14 protein-coding genes are annotated in these 15,930 nt (G+C 42.5%); 5 read left to right on the plus strand and 9 right to left on the minus strand.

The annotated features are described in order from the left end of the window. Window positions 1-22 precede the first annotated feature (22 nt). Window positions 23-304, minus strand: a complete 282-nt coding sequence (gene clpS, locus VB694_RS10610; RefSeq protein WP_323360286.1) for an ATP-dependent Clp protease adapter ClpS — start codon at window positions 302-304, stop codon at window positions 23-25. Between the two features lie 238 nt (window positions 305-542). Here clpS and VB694_RS10615 point away from each other — a divergent pair, with 238 nt between their 5' ends. Then, on the plus strand, window positions 543-884 hold the full coding sequence (locus VB694_RS10615; RefSeq protein ID WP_323360287.1) for a hypothetical protein: 342 nt from the start codon (window positions 543-545) through the stop codon (window positions 882-884). Window positions 885-912: 28 nt separating this feature from the next. Here the strand turns inward: VB694_RS10615 and VB694_RS10620 are convergent, their stop codons facing one another. Then, on the minus strand, window positions 913-1,110 hold the full coding sequence (locus VB694_RS10620; RefSeq protein WP_323360288.1) for a hypothetical protein: 198 nt from the start codon (window positions 1,108-1,110) through the stop codon (window positions 913-915). Between the two features lie 484 nt (window positions 1,111-1,594). Between VB694_RS10620 and VB694_RS10625 the strand changes: the two genes are divergently transcribed. The 3 genes from VB694_RS10625 (at window position 1,595) to VB694_RS10635 (ending at window position 7,940) form a co-directional block, all read left to right on the plus strand. Then, on the plus strand, window positions 1,595-4,393 hold the full coding sequence (locus tag VB694_RS10625) for a TIGR03936 family radical SAM-associated protein (RefSeq protein WP_323360289.1): 2,799 nt from the start codon (window positions 1,595-1,597) through the stop codon (window positions 4,391-4,393). Window positions 4,394-5,082: 689 nt separating this feature from the next. Continuing rightward, a complete protein-coding gene (locus tag VB694_RS10630; protein WP_323360290.1) occupies window positions 5,083-7,215 on the plus strand; it encodes an Rne/Rng family ribonuclease in 2,133 nt (710 codons plus the stop codon). 8 nt (window positions 7,216-7,223) lie between these two features. Then, the gene (locus VB694_RS10635) at window positions 7,224-7,940 is read left to right on the plus strand and encodes a ribonuclease HII (protein WP_323360291.1); all 717 of its coding nucleotides are present in this window, start codon (window positions 7,224-7,226) and stop codon (window positions 7,938-7,940) included. On the opposite strand, the gene VB694_RS10640 is transcribed toward VB694_RS10635, so the two are convergent. Beyond that, on the minus strand, window positions 7,917-8,504 hold the full coding sequence (locus tag VB694_RS10640) for a DUF1997 domain-containing protein (protein WP_323360292.1): 588 nt from the start codon (window positions 8,502-8,504) through the stop codon (window positions 7,917-7,919). The genes VB694_RS10635 and VB694_RS10640 overlap by 24 nt on opposite strands. 205 nt (window positions 8,505-8,709) lie before the next feature. On the opposite strand from VB694_RS10640, the gene pheA reads away from it, so the two are divergent. Beyond that, window positions 8,710-9,567 carry a prephenate dehydratase gene (pheA, locus tag VB694_RS10645; RefSeq protein ID WP_323360293.1) on the plus strand — a complete coding sequence of 286 codons (858 nt, stop codon included), beginning with the start codon at window positions 8,710-8,712 and terminating at the stop codon, window positions 9,565-9,567. A gap of 207 nt (window positions 9,568-9,774) precedes the next feature. Here the strand turns inward: pheA and VB694_RS10650 are convergent, their stop codons facing one another. From VB694_RS10650 to rpsL, 6 genes are all read right to left on the minus strand, one after another. Continuing rightward, window positions 9,775-10,425, minus strand: a complete 651-nt coding sequence (locus VB694_RS10650) for an LON peptidase substrate-binding domain-containing protein (protein ID WP_323360294.1) — start codon at window positions 10,423-10,425, stop codon at window positions 9,775-9,777. 247 nt (window positions 10,426-10,672) lie between these two features. Next, window positions 10,673-10,990 carry a 30S ribosomal protein S10 gene (gene rpsJ, locus VB694_RS10655; protein WP_010998474.1) on the minus strand — a complete coding sequence of 106 codons (318 nt, stop codon included), beginning with the start codon at window positions 10,988-10,990 and terminating at the stop codon, window positions 10,673-10,675. A gap of 173 nt (window positions 10,991-11,163) precedes the next feature. Further along, window positions 11,164-12,393 carry an elongation factor Tu gene (tuf, locus tag VB694_RS10660; RefSeq protein ID WP_323360295.1) on the minus strand — a complete coding sequence of 410 codons (1,230 nt, stop codon included), beginning with the start codon at window positions 12,391-12,393 and terminating at the stop codon, window positions 11,164-11,166. Between the two features lie 22 nt (window positions 12,394-12,415). Further along, window positions 12,416-14,494 (minus strand): elongation factor G, encoded by a 2,079-nt coding sequence (gene fusA / locus VB694_RS10665; RefSeq protein ID WP_323360296.1) that lies wholly within the window; start codon window positions 14,492-14,494, stop codon window positions 12,416-12,418. Window positions 14,495-14,633: 139 nt separating this feature from the next. After that, entirely contained in the window at window positions 14,634-15,104 is a 471-nt protein-coding gene (rpsG, locus tag VB694_RS10670; protein WP_323360297.1) for a 30S ribosomal protein S7, read from the minus strand. Between the two features lie 362 nt (window positions 15,105-15,466). Continuing rightward, window positions 15,467-15,850 carry a 30S ribosomal protein S12 gene (rpsL, locus tag VB694_RS10675; protein WP_096570169.1) on the minus strand — a complete coding sequence of 128 codons (384 nt, stop codon included), beginning with the start codon at window positions 15,848-15,850 and terminating at the stop codon, window positions 15,467-15,469. Window positions 15,851-15,930: the final 80 nt, after the last annotated feature.

Genomic DNA, 15,930 nt, shown 5'->3' on the forward strand with positions numbered 1-15,930 from the left:
TGTTCCCTGTTCCCTGATATGACTATTCATCAGGTTCAATAGTGCTGCTCAAACCATGACTTTTTAAAGTTTCGCAATAAAATTCAGCAGGTTCCAAAGCGCAGGCAATGACTAAAGCTAATCCATTACTGTGTGCTTCCATCATAATGCTAACTGCTTGAGGCTGGGTAATGCTCGGTACAGTAGTCATTAGCACCTGAACCACATACTCCATAGAATTATAGTCATCATTATGCAGCAAAACGCGATACCGAGGCGCGAGCTTGCGGGTTGTGGAAGGCTTTTCAATAGTTTCGACTGACACTGCTCTTTGCTCTTTTATCGTTGACTGACTACAATAGAGTTTCTGTCTAGCGTTTGCTTAACAGTTATTTACTCAATTTTATAACATTTCCGTTGCTATGCCATGCAGAAAAAATTTTGCTGCTTGGCTATTCCTGGGGATTAAAGACTAGAAAATGTTTAGTGCAATCATAATAGTACACCAGTGTTACTTCTAAAATTAGGAAAACTACCACAAAATTCTTGTCTCCTCTGCTGCTATGGATATTAGCCCCAACTTTCAACCAGGACAAATTGTGTCTTTGGATTATGGCAACAGAAATCTTTATGCTGAAGTCATTCAAGTTGTGACTTCTCGTGATTTGTGCTGGGTGCGCCCTTTACTACTGGCTAACTTCACCCATGAACTACCCCTGATAAATGATTTGCGAGATGCGTCCGACTTGTTATGGCCTATAAATTTATTTCGGCCTGCTTTAGATACAGAAGTGATTAGTCTATTGAGTCAACTTTTACCAAAAGAACCAAAGGCTGACACAGATAAGGTTGCCCAACAGCAACTCAATCAATTTATTCACCAACTTTGGCAAGCCAAAAGATAGTAAAGAATTGTGAATGTATTGGGAACGATTAACCCCAGCGTGGGACTAACTGAACGCGACCAGCGTCCATCTCTGCCATTAATAATTCTAGAGCCTCGTAGTCAACGTCAGATATGTAACCTAGCTGAGTCAGTTCTGAGTTGATCTCATTTTCTATTTCTGGCGTTAATTTTTTTATGTGCAACGCTTTCTCTACTAGTTGACGAATGGCGTATTGTGTGCTCATAAAGAATAAACCAACTTTAATTGTTACTCATTATCCAGATTATCATCGGTATAAAAAGTGATCTAGATATCCGAGTTATAGTGATCTAGATCACTATAAAATTTTAGATACATAGTTCCGTCTTTACCTCAATTTTTACCCTTCATGAAGGAGATTATCAGCGGTGATTTTAGCTTAAATCCTTGGATTTAGACCTATAACCAGGTAGAGGATCATCACCACAGAAGATTAATCTGAATTTTGCTTGTCTATAGATTGTTTTTTAACTCAACTAAAAAAAATGTATATATAAATACAGTTTACAGTGTGATGATGACAATCTTTAAACAAAAGTAACAAAGTAATAAAGATTCAGTAAAGACCGTTCCTGTATAATCCGTCGAGAAAAAAATAGTTGATCAATAAAGAATTCAGGAGTCAAGACCGAATCAATGCTACGTTGAAGGAGATAAGTTGTAATTTAAGTTAGCCAGAAGATAGCAAAGTGGCTGTTTTAGTTGAGCAATTAATAACATCGGATATTTTAAAACCTGCCCGTTACCTGGGTAATGAACGTTTAGCAGTACATAAACCTTGGGATACGGCAACTGTACGTTGGGTGTTAACCTACCCAGAAGTATATGAAGTGGGTGCATCTAATTTGGGGCATATCATTCTCTATAATATTTTGAATGCCCTACCAAATCAGTTATGCGATCGCGCTTATCTACCAGGTTCAGACTTAGGCGCAAAACTTCGTGCTACCCAAACACCCTTGTTTGCAGTAGAGTCGAAACGCTCTTTGGCAGAATTTGATATTTTAGGTTTTAGCCTCAGTTATGAATTAGGGGCAACCAACATCCTGGAAATGTTGGATTTAGCAGGAATTCCCCTAACATGGAAAGAGAGGCAGAAGTCAGGAGTCGTAGGGGCGAAGCATTCGGAAAACAACCTTGGGCAAAAATTGATAATTTACCGCCCGAATGCTTCGCCCGTACAGGAGTCAGAAGGCAGGAGGCAGGAGAAAGATATATATTCCTCCCCATCTCCCCATCTTCCCATCTCCCCATCTTGCCAGTCCCCATATCCGCTAATTTTCGCTGGTGGACAAACTGCCACATCTAACCCCGAACCCTACGCAGATTTTTTTGATTTTATTGCCTTGGGAGATGGTGAAGAACTATTACCGGAAATTGGTTTAGTTTTAGCAGAAGGGAAAGCAGCCGGTTTGAGTCGGGAAGAATTGTTACTAGACTTGGCACAAATTCCTGGTGTTTATGTACCTCAGTTTTATGAAATGGGAGAAAATGGTGCAGTACATCCTCTGCGACAAGATGTACCAGAACGGATTCTCAGACGAGTTGCTACACCCATTCCCGCTTATTCTATTGGCTTAGTTCCCTATGTGGAAACAGTCCATGATCGCCTGACAATAGAAATTCGTCGTGGTTGTACCCGTGGTTGTCGTTTTTGTCAACCAGGGATGTTAACTCGTCCCGCACGAGATGTAGAACCAGAAAAAGTAGTAGAAGCGATGGAAGCGGGGATGAGAGCAACAGGTTACAATGAATTTTCCCTGTTATCTCTGAGTTGTTCTGATTATTTATCTCTACCAGCAGTGGGGATGGAAATCAAAAACCGCTTAAAAAATGAAAATATTTCCCTCACATTACCCAGTCAAAGAGTAGATAGGTTTGATGAAAATATTGCTAATATTCTGGGAGGTACGCGACAAGGGAGCTTGACTTTTGCCCCTGAAGCGGGTACCCAACGGATGCGGGATATTGTCAATAAAGGTTTAACCAATGAAGAACTATTACGGGGAATAAAAACAGCTTGGGAAAAAGGTTGGGATAAAATCAAGCTGTATTTTATGATTGGTTTACCAGGGGAAACAGATGCGGATGTTTTGGGGATAGTGGAAACTGTCAGATGGTTACAGCAAGAATGTCGGGGTAGAGACAGGAAACCAATTAGCTTTAATTTGACCATTTCCAATTTTACGCCCAAACCACATACACCTTTTCAATGGCATTCGGTTTCTACCTCTGAGTTTAAGCGCAAGCAAGATTTACTGCGGCAAGAATTTCGACGTATTCGCAATGTAAAGGTGAATTTTACGGATATTCGCCTTTCAGCGATGGAAGACTTTATAGGTAGGGGCGATCGCTCTTTAGGTAAAGTTTTAAAACGTGCTTGGGAATTGGGTGCAGGGATGGATTCTTGGTATGATAGTGTAGAAACTGCTTTCAACGCTTGGGGAAGAGCAATATCAGAAGCTGGTCTAGATTGGAAATACCGTCAAGTGGTGACTGGGGACTGGAACGTGATGGAGATGGGGAGATGGGGAGATGGGGAGATGGGGAGAGAAAATTCACCCCAACCACACCTAGATTCCCGCCTAGACCTTCCTCTACCGTGGGATCATATTGATACCGGGATTGATAAAAAGTGGCTGCAAGAGGACTTAAACCGCGCTCTAGAAGCCGCAATTGTTCCCGATTGTTCTTTTGAAGGTTGTTCCCATTGTGGTGTCTGTGGCACTGATTTCGGTCATAATATCGTCATTGAACCACCTGCAATCCCTGAATTTGCCGGTGATTTTGTTCCCAATACCACCAAAGCACAACGCTTAAGGGTTTGGTTTGGTAAACAAGGTGATATGGCTTTGATCAGTCACTTGGATTTAATGCGCTTATTCGACAGAGTGATGCGACGCGCAAGTTTACCAGTGGCCTTTACTGGTGGGTTTCATCCCCATCCCCGTATTGCTCTAGCCAGTGCGTTATCCTTGGGAAGCACCAGCAGTGGTGAAATTGTGGATATGGAATTGACTCAATCAATGGATGTGGAAACTTTCCGCACTCAACTAGTTAGTCAACTGCCTTTAGATATACCCATCTACCAAGTGGAAGAGATAGATTTGAAAGCACCCGCAGCTAATCAATCTCTGGAAGCAGCCGAGTATTTGCTCACTGTATCCACGACGGGTAACGTAGAAGCAAAACAATGGCAAGAATGGATTGTGGCTATTAAAGCTAAAGATGAGATTTTGTCAGAGCATACCACCAAATCAGGCAAGCAACAGATTATAAATCTGCGCGATCGCTTATTTGAAATCGAGTTAGTACAAGCCGACAACTCTCCATCTGAGTCAACAGCTATCTTGCGTTATCTGGGTAGCTGTCGTCATGACGGTGTGATCTTGCGTCCTGAGCAAATATTATCTATACTGGAAATAGTGGCTTGTGCAGAATTTCACCTCCTGCATATTCACCGCAACCGTCTAGTTTTAGGAATATAATTCCGCAAAGGTTTTTTCCAGTAACTTGCTAGTAGTTACCCCAAACGAGCATATTCTTGTCAGTAACCCAGCCCTAAAGGGACTGGGCTTGCAAGAGTAATCAAGCAAGCCGTACTGACCAGACCACCCTGAGCTTAAGTCGAAGGGTAGCCGTTATTTGAATGAATTGATTTTTAGCAAGGTTGCGCTAGAATAGATTGAAGAGAAATTTTCTGGCGTTGCATTGAATGACCTGGTTCATAACCCTGATCATCAGGGAGAACAAGCAAAGATATAAGAGTGGAAATTCTAGGATTGTATTCCAGACAAATGTAAGGCAGATTAAAGTACACTCTCTCTATAGCTACCTTATGAATCAGTTACTAACAATAGCTTTGCGTCTGATCTCTAACTTTATGCTTTTTACAACACCTGCACCAATACTGATACCCCAGAAGGTAAACGTACTGGCTCAGAAATCAACCATAGACGGTTGATTTAATTACTGAAAACATATGCAACCGTTCTGGAATAATCAGGCGTGTAAACGCAATTACAGTCTTGTTAACAGCTTCCAATTTCGTGAAGCTATGTCAGAGAAAGAAATTTTTACTACCAGTAGCGCCTTGTAGGGCTGCCAGTAGGGGCTAGAGCTATAAAATAAGCTCCTTCTCATCCCCATTGGTGCTGCCAATTTTTGAGGAACTTGAATGCCAAAACAAATTATTATCGCAGAGCAGCATCAAATTGCTGCTGTATTTTCCGAAGATCAAATACAAGAACTCGTTGTTGCCACTGGTCATCATCAAATTGGTGATATCTACTTAGGCGTAGTAGAAAATGTATTACCTGGTATAGATGCAGCCTTTGTCAATATCGGTGATCCAGAACGTAACGGTTTTATTCATGTCACTGACTTGGGACCACTGAAACTCAAACGTAGTTCCGCAGCCATTACCGAACTGTTAACACCACAGCAAAAAGTATTGGTGCAGGTGATGAAAGAGCCAACGGGAACAAAAGGTCCCAGGCTCACAGGTAACATTACCTTACCTGGACGTTACGTAGTGCTGATGCCCTATGGTAGAGGTGTAAATCTATCCCGGCGAATTAAAAGTGAAAGTGAGCGCAACCGCCTCCGCGCTCTAGCAATTTTAATTAAACCAGCTGGGATGGGTGTACTGGTACGAACCGAAGCCGAAGGCAAGCCAGAAGAGGCAATTATTGAAGACTTGGAAGTGCTGCAAAGACAATGGGAAGTTATCCAGCAAGAAGCACAATCTACCCGCGCTCCAGCTTTGCTCAACCGGGATGATGACTTTATCCAGCGGGTTTTGCGGGATATGTACGGTGCAGATGTGAACCGGATTGTAGTTGATTCCAGTACGGGTTTACGACGAGTCAAGCAATATCTACAGAACTGGAGTGGAGGTCAGACACCACAAGGTGTATTAATTGACCACCATCGCGATCGCTCCCCCATTTTAGAATACTTCCGCATTAATGCCGCCATTCGTGAAGCTCTTCGTCCCAGAGTAGACCTACCTTCTGGTGGTTACATTATTATCGAGCCAACAGAAGCACTAACAGTAATTGACGTTAACTCCGGTTCTTTCACACGATCAGCTACAGCCAGAGAAACAGTTTTGTGGACAAACTGCGAAGCAGCTACAGAAATTGCCCGTCAGTTAAGACTACGCAATATTGCTGGTGTCATCGTAGTTGATTTCATTGATATGGAATCACGACGAGACCAATTACAAGTTTTAGAACACTTTAACAAAGCTCTAAAAGCTGATAAAGCTCGTCCGCAAATTGCCCAACTGACCGAGTTAGGTTTAGTTGAACTTACCCGCAAACGCCAAGGTCAAAATATTTATGAATTGTTTGGGGAAACTTGTCCCACCTGTGGCGGTTTAGGGCATACTGTGCGCTTACCTGGGGAAATAGAAAACCGAATGCCTATCCCCGCAGCAGATATACCAGACCGGTTAACACCGATGCTGCCAAGGGAAACAAGAACACCATCTGCACGTATCCCAGAAATAAGAGAACCTAGAGAAAATAGAGAAACTTATGATGGTTTTGGGGAAGGATTTGACAGTGATGCCGAGATCAGTCCCATCAATCTGATCAACCATCCCAGTTATCAAGAAATGGGTGATAACAAACGTCGTACCCGTACCCGTCGCAGTCGCATCGGTATCAATGGTGCTAACGGCAAAGATGAAGTTAGGTTAGGTAATTCCTTGGGGTTTGGTAACGATGCGGATTTAGATTTGGATGGTGATAACGAACTAACACCCACACCAGAAATGCCCTCTCTTCTCTCCGATACTCTCCGGGAAAGAGACTCTTCGCGAACGCCTACACTTGGTAAATCGGGTTGGACTGAAAGACCAGAGCGCACCAAAGTAAAAATAGATCCAGTTAAACCAGTAGTAGAACCACCACAGATTGTTTCTGTAGAAATGACACTCCAGGAACAAGATATGTTTGCTTTAATGGGAATTTCTCCTGGTGTGAAGTTAGAGTCAGAAGCGAAAAATCCCAAATCTGTGATTTTTAACATTGTTCAACCTGGAGAAACACCAGATACTACTATTGAAGCGACACCAGTATCAGCAATTGCCGAAACTAGGTCTGAATTTGCCAAAGTGAAAATGCCGATACCAAAGGTAGAGATGGAAGAACCTTCCTTCCCAAAATCAATCATTGAGCCTCCTTTGGAAGATTCCAGCAGCAATGGATTTGAGTCCTTTACTGATGATGAAGAAATAAATAGCACTTCCACTCCAAATCGTCGCCGTCGTCGTCGTTCTTCAGCATTGGAGGACAGTTAACGACAGTTATGGTAGAGACAGAGCCGACAAATGCATCTATATCGTCCATTGCACCCTTGAAAGAATCAAGTTGGTGGGAGTTTTCCACCAACTCAGATATTCATGGGTTGGTTGCAGGTGTGGATGAAGTGGGACGGGGTGCATTATTTGGTCCAGTAGTTGCGGCCGCAGTGATATTACCCACAGAGGCTTTACCAAAACTCACATCTGCGAAAATTAAAGACAGTAAAAAGTTGTCTAGTTCTCGCAGAACTCAGTTGGCACAGCAAATTGCTGGGCTGGCTTTAGATTGGAAAATTGGTTATGCCTCCACTGCGGAAATTGATAAGTTAAATATTTTGCAAGCAACACTGTTAGCAATGAAGCGGGCTGTACTGAAGCTAAAGGTACAGCCTGCGCTTTGTTTAGTTGATGGCAATCAGATGATGAAGGATTTACTGATACCACAAGAAACAATGATCAAGGGCGACGAGCGATCGCTCAACATTGCATCTGCTAGTATCATGGCTAAGGTGTGGCGTGATGATCTGGTGCTACGCTTGGCATCTAAGTATCCGCTTTATGAACTAGAGCGTAATAAGGGTTATGGAAGTCAGCGACATTTGCTGGCTCTACAAAAATATGGTCCATCACCCCTACATCGTCTATCTTTTCGTCCTTGCCAATATAGTGAATCATCCAATTACCCATTACCTCAAAATTTACTCAAAGTTGAGAATTGCTAGTTCAGTATTATCATCAGCAATCTGATTTATTTGCATTTGAGATATTACCCAAGTGCGATAATCAGATAGGAGGTGATGTAACAATCTTTGCTTAATTGTCAATAGTACGCTTTTCAGCAATCCATTACCAGTAGTTTCCAAAATCGACTTTGGGGTTAGGGAAAATGGTTGAGGAATATCTACAAGCACTTCTAGATCGGCTTTTCCTTGCAGCCGAGTTTCACTATTGATGTGGTGTGGTGACAAATATCCTTTTAAATTGAGCGCAAAACGTTGGTTAATATACTCAAAACCCAGAATTTCACAACCAACTGAACGTAAATAAATCGTTCCTTGGGAATCTGACCAAACTCTTATATCTACAGTAGGCTGAATACTCAATGACATAAAAGCAAGTGGACGCATTTTTAAGCGAAACACTTCCTCAGACAACTGCTGAATCCTACTGTTGTCAGCCAAAGTTCTCACCAGACGCTGAGGCTGACGCAAGTAATGCTGAATGGGAATGGGCTGCTTGGGGACAGCAATTTCGACCGATTGAGAGGCAGTAAACTTGGTAGCCATGAGTAAATTAAAGCAAGATGTTCTAATTGTAATATTTTTTAACAACCTAAATTGTTTTGCATAAAATCAATAACTCTATTTATATCTATCAAAATTGCCAGTAAATGAGTAACATACAGCAGAAGTCAGAAATCAACTCCATTTGATACTTGATGTTTGAGTTCAATATACCTCTTGCAAGCTGAGATATCCAATCTAAAATTATATGAGTTTAGCAATCGCACATTTAGGACCACCTGGAACTTATTCCGAACAAGCAGCTTCTTTTTACCTCAATTGGCTAAAAAATAATCAAGAGATAGAAGCTACCTTATCTGCGTACCCTACCATTAGCAAATCATTGCAAGCTGTAATTACACAACAAGCGCAGATAGCGGTTGTGCCTGTGGAAAATTCCATTGAGGGTAGTGTTAGCATGACAATGGACAGCCTTTGGCAATTGGACAGTTTACAAATCAAACTAGGTTTGGTTCTACCCATCAATCATGTTTTAATTTCCTGTGCCAATAACTTAGAAAAGATTGAAACAGTATATTCTCATCCCCAAGCGTTAGCACAATGCCAAGGATGGCTGGCTAAATTTCTGCCCAATGCCAATTTAATTCCTAGCAGTTCTACCACTGAGGCACTAGAGCGACTTCCGCAAGCACTGACAACAGCCGCAATATCTTCTAGCAGAGCCGCCCAACTTTATAATTTACCTATCCTCGCTAGTGGGATTAACGACTATCCCGAAAACTGTACACGCTTTTGGGTAGTAGCTCAAGAGATTGAGGGGGAAGAGTTGTTCAACCCCACTCATACATCTTTAGCTTTTAGCGTCCCTGCTAATGTACCAGGCGCTCTTGTTAAAGCTCTGGACGTATTTGCCCATTTAGGAATTAATCTCAGTCGGATTGAATCTCGTCCCACTAAGCGTTCTCTGGGAGAATACCTATTTTTTCTGGATATAGAAGCAGCAGTAAGCTCATCTGTAATGGATTTAGCTTTAATGGAGTTAAACACTTACACTGAAGTTTTAAAAATCTTTGGCAGCTATAGTGTTTTAACAGTTGGCAGCTAATACAGCAGATTGCAGATCAATGAGGTACAGAATCTAACTTGAAACCTAGACAGAAAGAGAGTTTTACTCCTGACTCCTGACTCCTGACTCCTGACTCCTGACTCCTGCTGTATCATGTTCAGCAAATCACTTAAAATATGGCTTGGCTGCTAATTAATTGATTTTTGCCAATTAGCAATTACCAGCCAAACAGAAGAGTGGTTAATATTAGCCCATATTGTTAAAAGTGTCTTTAAGAACCGAACGTGCCGCCAGATGATTGCGAGTAGAAGTTAAAATTTCTGCTTCTCTTTGTAAACGAGCATATGTATCTTGTAATTCTAACAATGCTTGCTGTTCGGGAGCTACACCGTAAAGGTTACTTGCCACCCAGTGAGATAGCTCAGTGGGTAAATCGGGTAAATCTTCTGGTAGTTCAATCTCTTTTTCGGTTAACTTAGCTGAAAGACGGACAACATCTCGCAATAACTGTTCCACTTCAGTAGCTAAAGGTCGCAAATCCTCAGATGGAGGCTGGTCTTCAATCCATTCTACTAAACCCACACGATAGGGCTTTTCCCGGACATACTCTAACACCCGAAATCTTTGCTGTCCCAAAGTCAACATTTCCATGCGGTCATCAGGTAATCGCTGGTAATGAATAATTTCTGCACAGCAGCCGACATTGGCTATTGTACCTTTGATAGGATCGACCATTAAAACTCCAAATCGGCGATCGCCCTCCAAAATCGTGTTCATCATGATTCGGTAGCGAAATTCAAATATATGTAGTGGTAATGGTCTGGTGGGAAACAGAACTACTTCGGGCAAAGGGAACAGAGGTAGTTCACGGACGGCAATTTTAGAAGAAGATGTCATTGTTAGCTGAGTATAAATTTTATTCCTAAAATATATTGTTCCCTACTTTTCCCTTAGTTTGTTTATAGGACTTTGTTTATATTTATTTTATCATTTGTTTTATCGCTAATAAAAAGCCCTGAGATAAATTTTCTCAGGGCTGAGTGAATTTTAATACCAAATATGCGTTGTAGAGACCTTCCATCGGAACGTCTCTACTAATCATTTGTTTCTTGTTATTTGCAACTAACCACTGATCAATGACTAATTAAAGTTTGACTTCGATATCTACACCAGATGGTAAATCCAACTTCATCAGCGCATCAATAGTTTTAGAAGAAGGCTGGTAAATATCAATAATGCGACGATGGGTGCGGGTTTCAAAATGTTCGCGGGAATCTTTATCTACGTGAGGTGAACGCAGCACGCAATATATCTTCCGTTTTGTGGGTAAAGGAATCGGTCCGATAGCTGTAGCGTTAGTCCGGTTAGCTGTGTCTACAATCTTCTCGCAAGATGTATCCAATAAACGTCGGTCAAAAGCCTGTAAGCGAATTCTAATTTTCTGCTGCTGTAAAGTTGCCATCTTCAGTTTTCCAGGTTCTGTGAATTTTAGATTTTAGATTTTAGATGTTTAGATTTTAGACACAATAGTGAATTCAAAATTGAAAATCCAACATTGGTTCAGGGAAGCAAAAGGAGCAGAGATGAATTTTAACCATCCCTGCTCCCTGATGATTTAGAGCAAAAAGGTGAGTGCTATTTCAGAATTTTAGAAACGACACCAGCACCAATAGTGCGACCACCTTCACGAATAGCGAAACGCATACCTTGCTCAATCGCAATAGCGTTAATTAGTTCCACTGTCATCTTAATGCGATCGCCTGGCATGACCATTTCTACGGCGCTACCATCATCAGCTGTGTAGCTTTTGATTGTGCCTGTTACATCGGTTGTCCGCACATAGAACTGAGGACGATAACCGGCGAAGAAGGGTGTTTTCCGACCACCTTCTTTATCAGTTAAAACGTAAACTTCACCTTCAAACTGAGTGTGAGGAGTAATTGAACCTGGTTTAGCAATTACCATACCGCGTTCAATATCTTCTTTTTTCATACCGCGCAGTAGTACACCGGCATTGTCTCCAGCCAGACCTTCCTCAAGACTCTTCTTAAACATTTCAATCCCGGTTACAGCTGTACTCCGGGTATCTCTAAGCCCAATTAGCTCAACTGTATCGCCAACCTTAACTTTACCGCGTTCAATCCGGCCAGTAGCCACAGTCCCACGACCTGTGATGGTGAACACATCTTCTACAGCCATCAGGAATGGTTTGTCTATATCCCGTTCAGGAGTGGGGATGTATGAATCTACGGCATCCATCAATTCGTAGATTTTATCTACCCAGGGATTTTCTCCTTTTTGGATTTTAGGATTCTTAGTCATTGCTTCCAAAGCTTGTAGACCAGAACCTTTGATAATGGGAATGTCATCACCGGGGAAATCATAGCTAGAAAGTAGTTCCCGCAGTTCCAGTTCTACTAATTCCAGTAGTTCTGGGTCATCCATCAAATCTTCTTTATTCAGGAAGACAACCAAGCTGGGAACACCTACCTGTTTTGCTAACAGGATATGTTCACGGGTTTGGGGCATAGGACCATCTGTAGCCGCAACTACCAGAATACCGCCATCCATTTGTGCCGCACCTGTGATCATGTTTTTCACATAGTCAGCGTGGCCGGGACAGTCTACGTGAGCATAGTGGCGGTTAGTAGTTTCATATTCCACGTGAGCCGTATTAATGGTAATACCACGTGCTTTTTCTTCTGGTGCATTATCAATTTGGTCGTAACCCTTAGCTGTAGCCTGACCCATAGCTGCCAAGGTCATGGTAATGGCTGCTGTTAAAGTAGTTTTGCCGTGGTCAACGTGTCCAACAGTACCGATATTAACGTGAGGTTTTTTTCTTTCAAACTTTTCGCGTGCCATGAATACTCGTTTCCTTTTTTAATTAAGCGTTCCCTTTGCTTTTGGCAATGATAGTTTCAGCCACGCTCCGAGGTACCTCTTCGTAGTGACTGAATTCCATCGTGAAGATACCCCGGCCTTGGGTCTTAGACCGGATATCTGTGGCGTAACCAAACATAGTCGCTAATGGAACTTTAGATGTTACTTTAGCGAGTCCTTGTTCAGTGCTTTGTCCTTCAATCTGCCCCCGACGGGCGATGAGGTCGCCAATAACGTTCCCGATAAAGTCTTCAGGAACTTCTACCTCAACTTTCATCATAGGCTCTAACAGTACGGGAGAAGCTTTCGATACTGCTTCTTTCATCGCCATGGAACCAGCGATTTTGAAAGCCATTTCTGAAGAGTCTACATCGTGGTAAGAACCGTCTATCAAGGTAGCTTTGACATCAATGAGGGGATATCCAGCGACAACACCAGATTCACAACATTCTTTCATGCCCTGTTCAGCTGGGTTAACGTACTCTTTGGGTACAGTCCCACCGACAATCTTGGAGACGAATTCAAAACCTGTGCCTGGTTCTCCTGGCTCTAAATTGATGACAACGTGACCGTATTGACCCTTACCACCGCTTTGGCGGATAAATTTACCTTCGATTCTGGTTACGGCTTTACGAATCGTTTCCCGGTAAGCTACCTGGGGCGCACCCACGTTGGCTTCTACTTTAAATTCGCGTAACATCCGGTCTACAAGAATTTCTAGGTGCAATTCTCCCATTCCCGCAATTACGGTTTGGTTGGTTTCGGGATCAACACGGACACGGAAGGTAGGATCTTCTTCTGACAAAGATTGTAGAGCCTTTGACAGTTTATCCATGTCATTCTTAGTTTTGGGTTCAACCGCTACCGAGATCACCGGCTCAGGAATAAATAGGGATTCCAGAATTACTGGTGAACCTTCATCACAAAGGGTATCACCTGTCAAGGTATCTTTTAATCCCAAAGCTGCGCCTAAATCACCTGCTCGCAGTTCATCTACGTCTTGTCGATCATCTGCCTTCATCAGCACCAAGCGAGAAATGCGTTCTTTCTTGTCTTTGCTGGCATTGAGAACGTAGCTACCCTTTTTCAATACACCAGAATAAACACGAACGAAGGTCAGGCGACCATAAGGGTCAGCCATAATCTTGAATGCCAGAGCAGCTAGTGGTTCGTTGTCATCAGCATGACGTTCGACAGTCTCACCATTGGGTAATAAGCCTTGAATTGGTGGCACTTCAGTTGGTGCTGGTAGGTAATCTACGACTGCATCCAACATCAACTGCACGCCTTTGTTTTTGAAGGCTGAACCGCAAAGTACTGGCACAATAGTTCCCGCAGTTGTTCCTTTACGTAGGGCTAAACGAATTTCTGCTTCTGTAAGTTCTTCCCCCTCGAAGTACTTATTCATCAAAGCATCATCGGTTTCCGATACTGCTTCAACTAGCTTGATGCGGTATTCCGTTGCTTGTTCTAGCAATTCTGCCGGGATTTCTGCTTCCTGGATATCAGTGCCTTGGTCGTTGTTGTAGATATAGGCACACATCCGCACCAAGTCAATAATCCCTAGAAAGTCATTTTCACTACCAATTGGCAATTGAATGGCGATCGCGTTTGCCCGTAAGCGATCGCGCATTTGCTCATGAACTCTATAGAAGTTCGCACCTGTGCGATCCATTTTGTTAATAAAAGCGATCCGAGGCACTTTATAGCGGTCAGCTTGCCGCCATACTGTCTCAGATTGTGGTTGGACACCACCCACGGAACAAAAGACGGCGATTACACCATCTAACACGCGCATGGAACGCTCAACTTCAATTGTGAAGTCAACGTGACCTGGAGTGTCAATAATGTTAATTTGATGATCTTTCCAGCTGGTACTAATGGCAGCGGCAGTAATGGTAATTCCCCGCTCCCGCTCCTGCTCCATCCAGTCTGTGACAGCAGTTCCTTCGTGAACTTCACCAATTTTATGAATTATCCCAGAGTAAAACAATATTCTCTCTGTTGTCGTCGTTTTGCCCGCATCTATATGCGCCGCAATACCGATATTGCGTACTTTCTCCAGCGGGTTTGTGCGTACCACAGTTACCTCCTATAATTTTTGCCCCATGATATCTTGTATATTACTCTTTGTTAAGATTCTATACTTTTACGGAAAACCGTCTTTAGACAGAAAGTTGACGATATACCGCTGTTTATCAGCCGATATATCGTTGCTCCACTTAATAACGGTAATGTGCAAATGCTTTATTTGCTTCAGCCATCCGGTGCGTTTCTTCCCGCTTGCGAATAGCGTTTCCTGTTTCGTTAGCAGCATCCATTAACTCATTTGCTAGTCTATTAGCCATGGTTCGACCTGGTCTAGATCTAGAAAATTGTACTAACCAACGTAATGCTAAGGTAGTTCCTCGATCAGAACGTACTTCCATTGGTACTTGGTAAGTTGCTCCACCTACTCGCCGAGCTTTTACTTCTACTAAAGGTGTTGCGTTACGCACTGCTCTTTCAAATGTTTCTAAAGCAGCATTACCAGTGCGTTCTTCTATTGTTTTTAAAGCATCATAAACAATCCTGGCAGCCAGGGATTTTTTGCCATGACGCATGATCCGCCGCATCATCATACTGACGAGCCGACTATTATACACTGAGTCAGGCGGAACTGAGCGCCTTTGACTAACACCACGACGAGACATACTTCATCCTTGAATTCGGAATTTGGCAACGAAATTATATGTTATCAGAACACAGAAATCTAAAAGCGGTCTAAGTATCCGCTTGAATTTTCTGGAATTTTGGCTTTAGTTGCAATAAAGCTCAACTAATTGACCCGTTAACCCTTTACCAGAAGCACTAGGCGACAACACGATCAACTTTAATTTTTACATTAAAGTGTTGCTATTGCTTACAGTATTTTGCTTTTAAACTCTTACACTTGCTCGCAAGCTTGCAAGTTACAGCTTAATTTTTTAAACAGGAATACACTGCTGGTTTCTGTGTTTTACCGGGTTCAAAATCGGACGATTAACCGTTATTGATGTGATTAATCGTCTAATTTCTACTTTTTAGCTTCTTTTGGGCGTTTAGTTCCATATTTGGAACGTCCTTGCTTCCGGTCTTTAACTCCGGCAGTATCTAAGGTGCCACGAATAATGTGGTATCTAACGCCTGGTAAGTCTTTTACCCGACCACCACGAATCATCACAACTGAGTGTTCTTGCAAGTTATGGCCAATACCTGGAATGTAAGCTGTGACTTCAAATCCAGAGGTTAATCTGACCCTTGCTACTTTGCGGAGAGCAGAGTTTGGTTTTTTAGGTGTAGTCGTGTATACTCTGGTACATACTCCTCGACGTTGAGGGCATTGTTTCAGAGCAGGGGACTTGGTTTTCTGACGCGCTAGTTCGCGTTCACTACGTATTAGCTGCTGTATTGTTGGCATGAGTGACAGCGCGTTAAGCTGCTTATGTTCTATTTTAACAAATCCTGATTATAGCGTTTTTGAGGTTTTTACGTCAATTA

This window comes from Anabaena sp. UHCC 0451 (genome assembly GCF_034931405.1).
Classification (GTDB): domain Bacteria; phylum Cyanobacteriota; class Cyanobacteriia; order Cyanobacteriales; family Nostocaceae; genus RDYJ01.

Bases quoted from the DNA above. Each gene is read 5' to 3' on its own strand.
- VB694_RS10615 (WP_323360287.1), top strand. From the start codon at position 543: ATGGATATTAGCCCCAACTTTCAACCAGGACAAATTGTGTCTTTGGAT.
- VB694_RS10620 (WP_323360288.1), bottom strand. From the start codon at position 1,110: ATGAGCACACAATACGCCATTCGTCAACTAGTAGAGAAAGCGTTGCAC.
- VB694_RS10630 (WP_323360290.1), top strand. From the start codon at position 5,083: ATGCCAAAACAAATTATTATCGCAGAGCAGCATCAAATTGCTGCTGTA.
- VB694_RS10635 (WP_323360291.1), top strand. From the start codon at position 7,224: ATGGTAGAGACAGAGCCGACAAATGCATCTATATCGTCCATTGCACCC.
- VB694_RS10640 (WP_323360292.1), bottom strand. From the start codon at position 8,504: ATGGCTACCAAGTTTACTGCCTCTCAATCGGTCGAAATTGCTGTCCCC.
- pheA (WP_323360293.1), top strand. From the start codon at position 8,710: ATGAGTTTAGCAATCGCACATTTAGGACCACCTGGAACTTATTCCGAA.
- VB694_RS10650 (WP_323360294.1), bottom strand. From the start codon at position 10,425: ATGACATCTTCTTCTAAAATTGCCGTCCGTGAACTACCTCTGTTCCCT.
- rpsJ (WP_010998474.1), bottom strand. From the start codon at position 10,990: ATGGCAACTTTACAGCAGCAGAAAATTAGAATTCGCTTACAGGCTTTT.
- tuf (WP_323360295.1), bottom strand. From the start codon at position 12,393: ATGGCACGCGAAAAGTTTGAAAGAAAAAAACCTCACGTTAATATCGGT.
- rpsG (WP_323360297.1), bottom strand. From the start codon at position 15,104: ATGTCTCGTCGTGGTGTTAGTCAAAGGCGCTCAGTTCCGCCTGACTCA.
- rpsL (WP_096570169.1), bottom strand. From the start codon at position 15,850: ATGCCAACAATACAGCAGCTAATACGTAGTGAACGCGAACTAGCGCGT.